Annotated in this window: 6 protein-coding genes and 2 pseudogenes; 3 read left to right on the top strand and 5 right to left on the bottom strand. The window is 44.9% G+C overall.

Annotated elements, in window-relative coordinates:
* Window positions 1-321: 321 nt before the first annotated feature.
* Window positions 322-1,051 (top strand): annotated as a pseudogene (locus BK127_RS40960) (MFS transporter); the annotation flags it as partial.
* Window positions 1,049-1,792: pseudogene (locus BK127_RS43425) on the top strand (IS110 family RNA-guided transposase); the annotation flags it as partial. The pseudogenes BK127_RS40960 and BK127_RS43425, both read left to right, overlap by 3 nt.
* Window positions 1,793-2,380: 588 nt before the next feature.
* On the opposite strand, the gene BK127_RS40950 reads toward BK127_RS43425, so the two are convergent.
* From BK127_RS40950 to BK127_RS40930, 5 genes are all read right to left on the bottom strand, one after another.
* Window positions 2,381-4,291 carry an endonuclease MutS2 gene (locus tag BK127_RS40950; RefSeq protein ID WP_076238397.1) on the bottom strand — a complete coding sequence of 637 codons (1,911 nt, stop codon included), beginning with the start codon at window positions 4,289-4,291 and terminating at the stop codon, window positions 2,381-2,383.
* A gap of 733 nt (window positions 4,292-5,024) precedes the next feature.
* A complete protein-coding gene (locus BK127_RS40945) occupies window positions 5,025-5,579 on the bottom strand; it encodes a dihydrofolate reductase family protein (RefSeq protein ID WP_076238396.1) in 555 nt (184 codons plus the stop codon).
* 305 nt (window positions 5,580-5,884) lie between these two features.
* Window positions 5,885-6,370, bottom strand: a complete 486-nt coding sequence (locus BK127_RS40940) for an NUDIX hydrolase (RefSeq protein ID WP_076238395.1) — start codon at window positions 6,368-6,370, stop codon at window positions 5,885-5,887.
* 124 nt (window positions 6,371-6,494) lie between these two features.
* Window positions 6,495-7,826 (bottom strand): UDP-N-acetylmuramoyl-L-alanine--D-glutamate ligase, encoded by a 1,332-nt coding sequence (murD, locus tag BK127_RS40935; RefSeq protein ID WP_076238394.1) that lies wholly within the window; start codon window positions 7,824-7,826, stop codon window positions 6,495-6,497.
* Window positions 7,827-8,003: 177 nt separating this feature from the next.
* The gene (locus tag BK127_RS40930; protein WP_076238399.1) at window positions 8,004-8,894 is read right to left on the bottom strand and encodes a LysR family transcriptional regulator; all 891 of its coding nucleotides are present in this window, start codon (window positions 8,892-8,894) and stop codon (window positions 8,004-8,006) included.
* Window positions 8,895-8,994: 100 nt separating this feature from the next.
* Between BK127_RS40930 and BK127_RS40925 the strand changes: the two genes are divergently transcribed.
* Entirely contained in the window at window positions 8,995-9,888 is an 894-nt protein-coding gene (locus tag BK127_RS40925) for a DMT family transporter (protein WP_076238393.1), read from the top strand.
* Window positions 9,889-10,125: the final 237 nt, after the last annotated feature.

Below are 10,125 nucleotides of genomic sequence, written 5' to 3'. Positions count from 1 at the left end.
GCCATTCCTGGTCGGAGAAAGTTAGGCTAATTGGGTTCACTGAGGCTTTCTACGTGTCTACTTTTTCAGGGCAAGGTCACATTTCATTATTACTGCCAATTTTTATTCTTGGGTTTGCCTTCTTCTTAGCCAAGTTGCTAACCACCTCAAATCATCATTTACATATGACAAATTGCTTATTTTTCCAACAAATTCCGCTATTATAGGAATTCGCCTTCAATCTCAATATCCCTTCAATCTACTCGCTCTCAACAATTTAGAGCAAAACACTCCTAACTTTATCTAATTCTACATCTCACTATGTTCACAATTCTGCAGAATAAAATAATGTTGGGCGTATCTGCAGGCATGGTACTTGGTGTGCCAATCACTAGTTTTATTGCTAATGAAACTTCGTTTGAAATGGCCATGTTATTCTTTGCTACCATGAATGCTATAACATTCATTACTACACTACTAGTTGTACCCTCTATGCCTGTTAAGGAAAAAATTTCTTACGGTTCACAATTAAGCGTATTAAAACATTCAATTACTTGGCTTTCCATTGCTGCTGTTATTTTTATAAATTCAGCAATATTCGGGGTTTATAGTTACCTTGCTGAATATCTTGAAATCATCACTAAAATTTCTGGCCCAACGATTAGTTTAATGTTAGTCGTATACGGTGGGGCAAATGTTATTGGAAATATTGTGGCAGGAAAGTTACTTACTAAAAATGCCATCAAAACTGTAGCGACTTTTCCTTTTGCATTAGGAGCAGTTTACATCGTATTATTCTCATTTGGACAGTTCACTGTACCTATGGCTATCATTACATTGGTTTGGGGAATATTAGCTGGCATTGGAAGTAATATCGCTCAATATTGGATCACGTCCGCAGCTCCCAAAGCTCCTGATTTCGCTAATGGCATCCGCTAATATAGGAACAACAATAGGTACAGCTGTAGGTGGATTATTTATATCAGCAATCGGTACACCTTATATCGTAGTAGGGGGATTACTATCGTTGATATTGTGTGCGGTGTGTATTTTGCTAAGAAACAACATATTCCAGGCTATTCTTGATCAAGTTTTTCCTGAATATCATGGCGTGTTTGGTGATCTTTATTCAAAGGTGTCCCTTCGATTTTTGGTTTTACACCCAACATCAAAAGAAGTCCTAGAAATGTCAGAGTTGGAGATTACTACTGCAATTCAAAGTCTTACTGGACGCGGCAAATCCGTCTCATGGTGCTTGGCACGTGCTCAAATCTTAGTAGCGGCAGCAAAGCGAAATCCCTTTAAGGAGACAGCTTTTTCAAGCCATTTAATCTCCATGCAGCTGCTCATCAAATTGCTTCTTCAATACCAGGATCATCTATCAACCCTTAATAAATCGATAGATGGCCTGGCTGAGGAGCTACTTGAATATGATTTAATCCAATCGATACCCGGAATTGGCACTAAGATTGCTGCAACAATTTTAGCTGAGATTGGTGAGATCGATCGGTTTGATCACGTAAAGAAACTGGTGGCCTTTGCTGGTGTTGATCCAAGTGTTTTTTCTTCAGGTAAGTTTGTAGCTACCCAAAACAAAATCACTAAGCACGGCTCCAGGAGGCTTCGTACTGCCTTGTATCAAGCTGTACGATGTGGTATTCGCAGTAATAGAAATAAGAAATTAAGGGCTTATTATGATAAGAAACGTGCTGAAGGAAAGCTATTCAAAGTAGCAGTAATTGCATGTGTGAATAAACTCATCCACTGGGTTTTTGCCATCTTAACTACTAAGGAAGCATTCCGGTTAGAGTGAACAACAAGAAATAAAAATAAATGGAATCTATATCCGTGCTTAAAAGGACGGTTCTTTCCCATGCACTTTTTAAAGTATACCACCTCATGAATCTACTATTAATAATTAAATATTGACAAGCTATTAGCTGGAATAGTTTAGCAAGTTACCGGTCGGTCAGTCTACTGCTTATCGGCAATCGGACAATGTTCATGACAACCGACAGTTATAAATTCATTGTTTTCTATATAAATAAAAGTAATTCTGTTTCCGCTTGCTAACTCGTCAGTTCTGGCAAATATAAGGGGCAAATTAAGCTCACCAAGCGAGGCAACTCACTACTGCGCAAGCATCTCTATTTCACTGTGTTTCACCATTTTGGACGTTAAACAAATTCAATTAGGTTTTATCAATTTCTTGAATATGTCCGATAGTTAATACGATACATTTTTCAAACCTCCTTCAATTTTTGAAAATGCAAAAACGCTCCTCGTCTTATTGAGACGAGAAGCGTTTGCTTCCGGTGCCACCTAACTGGTCGGGACGGCTAACTTAGGATCATCATTTGCATGATAGTCTTGATGGAAACGCCTCAAAGCTACGATCCTCTCACTCCCGTTGCTTCCGTATTTCCTTCTGCACTTGCCGCAACGCCTTCTTCGAGCCACGCTCCATGTCGTGCTGAAACTTGCGGTCTTTATAGCTGGTGAACAGCGTATTCAGATCATATCCCGTAGGATACAACTCGCTGGCTCGTAGTTCTAAGGATACCCGCTTGGCATGCACCTCTACGAGCTGCCCTTCAAATAAAACCGTCATATGGTTGAAGCTATCTCGGCCTTTGTACACGATCGCGGGTTCATCATGCTCTAATAACCGCACACGATCACCCATCCCGTACTCCTCAAGTACAACTTCCGTTTCATCCGTATGTGCCACTACCGGCTTCTTCATCACTTTACTTTCATGAAGGAGATCCAACCGGTAGTTCTTACTCTTCATATACAGCTTCGCCCGCCCCAATACCTCATCTTTCAACTCCATCCTCTTCGAGATCCAAAGCGCATTGCTCTCGCCCGATTGCCCAATCAGTAGCTTATATTGCGGCTCTAAGGTCTCGTTGTCGAATGCCATGGCTGCGTTCATGAAATCCGGATGCCGTTCCGAAAATTCCTTAATCTCTCCATAGTGCGTGGTCGCAACCGTCATACAACCCATTTGGTAAAATTCTTCCAGAATCGCAATGGCCAGTGCCGCACCCTCATTGGGTTCCGTTCCGCTACCAATCTCATCAAACAACAACAACGTATTCCGATTCGCTTGGCGCATGATCTCGGCTATATTTTTCATATGGGACGAAAAGGTACTAAGCGCATTCTCCAGGCTCTGATTATCCCCGATATCAACGAACATACGATCAAACACAGCCACTTCGGTAGACGCATCCGCCGCGATGTGAAATCCGGACATCACCGCCAGCGCGATCAAACCGACCGTCTTCAGGACAACCGTCTTGCCCCCCGCATTCGGACCCGTAATGACCAAACTGCGATATCTATCGCCAATTTCAAAATCCAGCGGAACCGCACCTCCGGACAATAACGGATGCCTGCATCGGACCAACTTAATCGTCCCGTGGTCGTTCACTTTAGGTGCGATTCCATCCATGCTTTTGCTAAATTTTCCTTTGGCGAAAATCATATCGTACAGACTAATCAAATCAATATTGACCGTTATCGGCTGGGTTTGATTTGCGACTAAATCCGATAGAGCCGACAGAATCTGAAGCTCCTCCATCCCCTCCTCCATCTTGAGACCCGAAAGCTCTGCGTTATACTTGGCAACAGTTAACGGCTCCATAAACACCGTCGATCCCTTGGAAGATATTTCGACAATCGTTCCAGCCACTTGATGCTTATAGGCAGCTTTAATCGGGATGGTGAAGCGGTCATTTTTTTTGCTGACAAAAAACTCCTGGATAACCTCCTTGTTCGCGCTGTTCTTCAGAAACTTTTGCAGCTGCTCCTCAATCTTCGCCTCGGCAATATCAATATGCTTGCGGATTCGTCTGAGCTCTTTACTCGCCCCGGAGTCCACCCGATTCCCATTAATAGCTTGGTGAATTGCATCTTCAATGTTCTGGAAATCCCACATGGAGTTGGCATAAGCACTTAGCTTAGGAGCGTAGAATTCCTTCTCGGTCATGAACTTCTTGACTTTCCGGCAACCCCGGAGAAAATCAGCAATGGCAATCAGTTCGGAGGGATCCAGCACCATCCCTTTGTCCAGCTTCTCCATCATGAATTTAATATTCGAAATCCCCAGCAGCGGCACATGTCCCTCGGTATCCAGAATCGCGCGGGCTTCCGTTGTTTCAAGGAGACGTTGCTTCACTACTTTGAGGTTTGAACTTGGTTCGAGCTGATGGATCAGTTGCTTGCCCAGACTGCTTACACAATAGCTTTGGACGAGTGTCTTCAATTCGTTATATTGTAATTTGTCCTTTGTACTTGGATTCATCTTTGCATTCTCCTCACGATTGGGTGATCATGATGAAGATCCCTGCACCATAAGATTTCAACGTTTATGCCCAAATAAGCGCAAAAAAAGCTGCGGGAAACCCACAGCTCATTACACTCAATTTACATGACGTTACATATAGATAAAAGCCATCAGCTGACAAGGGATTTGTGTCCAAAGCCGCAGTGTACTTCCTCTGTTCGAGTCATGGTTCATGATGTATTCGCAGGGTTCTTCATAGGTAACTTAAATAAAACTATCATATAGGATTTTAAGAAACGGTATCCCGCTTCACCTATAGAATAGAATGTTATCTTCTTAAGTTATGCCTGTTGAAAACCTGCTACACTCATAAAACACCTCGTAGGGAATGTGTCTTGCATTGAAATCGTATGATGTAATTAGGATATATGATTTGATGTGGGAAGTCAAGGGTTTAATGACCGCTAGTCAATTCTTAAATAATCATTTGGCTGGTGGAATACTTTCCGAAGTATTTGAACTATCCTGCCCGAAGCGCCAAAGACCACCACGCTCTACTGCCCGTTAGGTGAGAAACGGCAGCTATCATGTCGGCTGCTGTTTCAGGTTATTCTCGCGTGCACCTTTGAATAAAGTTTTAGACTGAACCCAATAGATGAAAAAGCGGCGGTCGAAGACCAGAAAATAAAGTCTTAGACTTGCCGCTGTTAATATGAAACTAACGATTTTATCATTGGAATGTGCAATATTATTAGTTCCCATCAAAATGATAAATTAGTTGTACAACGCCTGAGGAGAACGTTCTTGTATTAACCATTTTTAAATTCAACCTCTGTTTTATATCCACAAACAGCGGTTTCCCTTCTCCCAAAACAACAGGGTGAACAGATAATCTAAATTCATCAACAAGTCCTAAATTGATAAAAGTTGTAATAAGACTTCCTCCACCATATAGCCAGATGTCTTTGCCAGGCTTATTCTTTAATTTATTTACTTCTTCAAGAATACGATCATTTATGAATATTGCTTTATTATCAGTACCCTTTTGCGTCCTGGAAAACACATATTTCTCTTTACTATGAACCAATTCCCAAAATTCTTTTTCAGAATCAGTATGTTCAATTTCTGGAGTAAATTGTCCCCATAAATCATAGCTTTTTCTTCCATATAAAATAGTATCAATTTGATTTAAGAAATTAATAAACCCCATCTCAGAGTCCATAATGCACCAATCAACTTCCCCACTCTTCCCTTCAATAAAACCATCTAAAGTAACTGCTAAATCTAAAATTATTCTTCGTTTCATGATTTATTACTCCTTTCGTTGATCTACCACCCATTATAGACCTTAAATATGTCACCTTATGTCATAATAATAAAAGAGAGGATATCTTTTTAACAATTCTGTCCGTCAGAGCGATTCCCTAAAAGCAATACAAGCATTTCTGCTACGTGGGTTCTCATAAATCATCAAGAATCTGCCCAACCTTACCTTATTCATTAACTTAAACTCCCGTTAGGTGAGAAAACGGCAGCCATCATGTCGGCTGCCGTTTCTTAGTGTTCATTGAGCTATCGTTCCTCGTTTGATCAACAACGAGAAATAATTTACTACGATATACCTTTTTGGTGTTTGATTATAAACTCTGGGCTCGTTACATACTCCATGTAATTTACCGCTCCGTTAAACTCCAAATAAGCCTGATAGCGAGTGCGAATAGCTGGATGTGTAATGAAATCAAGAACTCTATCTTTCGCCACCCAGCGGCTATCAGTTGTTTCTTCAGAAACAGCTAACTCCCCGCCAACAGGTTTACATACGAAATCAAATATAACTTGCGTAGGAACATCAGTCACGCCATCATACCATTTAAAAATACCTGTATTCGAATAGACACCAATTAAGTAGCTAACCGTGGTGTCTATTCCGCCTTCCTCTTTGATTTCACGAACCAAAGCGTCCATCAGATTTTCTCCAACTTCCACTTGTCCACCAGGATAAACCCAACCACCGTCACGAGTTTTAACTAAAAGGATATTTCCTTGCCCATCTTCCACAAATCCACCTGCGGATACTATGTGCGTTGGAAATGGCATATTACGACCCCCTTTATCGGTAATGTTCTATATTTATTCCATTCCATTCAATCAGTTTCTCTTAAGAACTATCTATAAATACATCAGGGAAATCAGCTTTTCCCAGCAAACGCCCATGTCTTGTTCAATCCTTTCCGTCTGGCCGGTGCAGCGCTCCGACCAGATCTACAAAGTGACGCCCGCGCTCTTCAAAGTTACGATATTGGTCAAATGCAGTGCATGCAGGGCTCAGCAGCACAGTGTCGCCCTGTGCGGCCAGCTTGTGTGCCTGCGTCACTGCCTCGGCCAGGCCTTCGCAGCGGACAATAGGCGGGCAACACGGCACACTGCGCACCGCTGCCTCAATTTGACTGGCTGCTTCTCCGATCAACAGCAGCACCTTAACATGATCAGGCAGCAGCCTAGCCATCTCGTCAAACGGTACTTTCTTATCTCGCCCACCGGCGATCAGCAGCACTCGGCCCACATGGGCATGCAGCGTGGCGACGGTACGGGCGGGGCTTGAGCCGATTGAATTGTTGTAATAATGCACGCCGCCCACAGTTGCCACCCACTGGTTTCGGTGCTCCACACCGACAAAGTTGCGCACCGTCTCTAGGATTGCTTCATCAGACACAGTCCCCCGCACAGCGGTCATAGCAGCCATAACGTTCTCCACGTTATACCAACCCGGCAAACGAATGTCACTGATGGGTAGTAGACCGTCGATCACGCCATCGTGGAGAGTGTGCCCGCCGAAATACTTGGTTTGCCCCCGCCCGCGTAGTGCGGCGGTCGCCGGATTGTCGCCGTTTAGGACGGCAAAGTCGTCAGCACTCTGAAAATCCAGTAGGCGTCGCTTGGCGGCGGTATATTCATCCATGTCTCGGTGCCAGTCGAGGTGATTGGGCGAGAGGTTGGTAATCACCGCCACATGGGGAGAACGCGTCAAGTCCATCAGCTGGAAGCTGGACAGCTCGACCGCGCACGCATCCAGCGGTGACATCTCGCCCGCACGCGTCAGAAGTGGCGTGCCAATGTTGCCGCCCATATGAACCGTACGCCCTCCGTCAGCCAGCATGTCTGCAATCAACGACGTGGTGGTGGTCTTACCGTCCGAACCGGTCACACCGAAAATAGGACAAGGACACAGCGCAAAGAACTCCTCCATCTCACTGGTCACACGGCTGCCGCCAGCGCGGGCCGATTCCAGCGCCGGATGGTCTGGGCGCATGCCCGGAGTGCGGAACACCACGTCGCCCCCAACGTGATCCAGATAATCCTCTCCCAAGCGCAACACGACGCCTAGAATGTCCCACTCCTCCCGGGGCAGGGCCGGATTGCGGTCACGCACGGTGACGCGTGCCCCGGCCGAGCACAGCATGCGGATCAGCGGTGAATTGCTAACGCCGGCGCCGATAACGGTCACGTCCCGACCGGCCAGCGATTGGATATAGGTGTCAAAAGCAGGATTCATAAGCACCTCCGCTTAGAAATTGTCATTTAATCAAATATACCACATATTGGAACTATCCTGCCCGTTAAGTGAGTAAACGGCAGCCATCATCTCGGCTGCCGTTTCTTAGTGTTCATTGAGCTAGCGTTCTCCGTAAGTTTAGCGAGATAAGCTAATACTCTATGCAAAATTTGCACATTAGCGGTTCCGGTCACCGGATAAATAAAGCTCCCTTGCGGTTTGCAGGAACAGCTTCACCCCGTGAGGAGCCTCCTTCAGAGACGGAACCGCCAAGTGAATCTCTCTGGACGGCTGCGGTTCAATTGTCCGGACTCGGACATTAGGCGGCAGCACCGACAACGACAACGAAGTTGTCGATACGATCGCGACGCCCAGCCCTTCTTGAATCATGCTCAACGCCGTGGTTATGTTGTGGCCGTCATATTTGACGCGCAAAGCGATTCCGAATTGCTGAAACAGCTCATAAATCGGCGTTACAAACCCGCCTTTGCATACAATCATAGGTTCATTGTCCAGATCGGTGATATGGATTTTCGGGCGGCTTTGCAACGGATGATCGTCCCGAAGGAGCAGACACAACTCGTCTTTAAAAAACGGAATCCCTTCCAATTCACCGTTCGGTGGAATAATCCATCCGACATCGATTATTCTAGAAGACAGCCATTCTTTAATCTCGTCAATAGTTCCTTCGTACAGTTCGAACGTCAGCCCAGGGTGCTTCTCCCCGATCACCTTTAATATTTTCGGCAAGAAGTGCGCGGACACAATAGGGAACGTCCCAATGCGAACGGTACCGACTTCAAACCCTTTCTCGGCCGTTACCTCCTGCTCCACCTTATTGTAGCCGTGCAAAATCTCTCTGAATATGACAGTCAGGCGCTTCCCAATATCGGTGAGAATGATCCCTTTCTTTTTATCCCGAATCATGAGGATGACCCCCAATTCCGATTCAAGCGTGGAGATGGCTCGGCTTACGGCAGGCTGCGTCATATTCAATTGCTCCCCAGCTTTTGTAAAATTGCCGGTCTCGGCAATTTTCATGAATAACATCAGTTGCGAATATGTCATAACAATTTTGATATCACCTCTATAGAAAACATTCATTTCATTTATCTTATTTGGCATTGTATCATGGTAAATACAAATCCACAACAGGAGCTGAAGACACATGATGCAACTTTCGCGAACACGTACTATTGTTTATTTAACGTTTCTAGTTACAATGTGGGGGGTAAACTGGCCTCTCTCCAAATATGCGCTCGAATTCGCGCCACCGTTGCTTTTCGCCGGCTTGAGGATCTTTATTGGGGGTCTCATATTGCTTCCTTTTGCTTTATCCGGCTACAAAAAGCTTAATCTGAAGCATACTTGGCACATCTACCTGATCTCCGCATTGCTGAATATTATTCTCTTTTTCGTCTTTCAAACATTCGGATTGAAGGCTATGCCAGCCGGACTGTTTTCGACGATCGTGTTCTTGCAGCCTGTTCTGCTCGGCGTCGGCGCTTGGTTGTGGCTGGGCGAATCCATGACCATTTTAAAGATGGTCGGTTTGATTCTCGGCTTTCTTGGAGTCGCTGTCGTCAGCGTAAGCGGAGGCTCCGGTAGTATTTCGACCGTCGGCATCCTGCTCGGTCTAGCCAGCACGATCACATGGACGTTTGGTACCATCTATATAAAGAAAACCGCGACAAAGGTCGATGCCGTCTGGTTGGCCACTGTTCAGATGATCTTTGGTGGAATCGTATTGTTGGTTGCGGGCTCTACCGTTGAAAGTTGGACGGATATCGTTTGGAATCTGTCATTCCTTTCGTCTTTGTCTATTATTTCGATTTTCTGTACAGCCTTGACATGGCTCATATTCTTTCTGCTTGTCGGATCGGGCGAAGCTGGCAAAGTCGGTTCGTTTAATTTTCTAGTCCCTCTCATTGCGATCGTGACCAGTATCCTTTTCTTGGGTGAAACGATCACTTCCAAACTGGTGGCGGGACTCGTTCTAATTATCGCAGGCATTGCACTGGTGAACCTCAAACTGAAATTTCTGCAAAAGGGGAACAAATGACACATGAGAAATTAGAAGGAGGGAAAAGAACGAGTATGACTGCCCATTGCAATCAGGGCTTATTCCTGACCTTGATCAGGGGTAGTGATGAGTAGATGGAACGGCTAAGACCGCTACTGGATTGAGTTTTATTTTATCGGCAGCTACTGCACTAACCTGTCCGTCCCTCGGTTTTAAGGGTTTATCTCACATATACTCACTCATTCGCAGGATTTCGTTGTCCTGTATAACAGTTGT

This window comes from Paenibacillus sp. FSL H7-0331 (genome assembly GCF_001956045.1).
The sequence above is the reverse complement of the archived record's forward strand: the minus strand, read 5'-3'. Positions and strand labels throughout refer to the sequence as shown.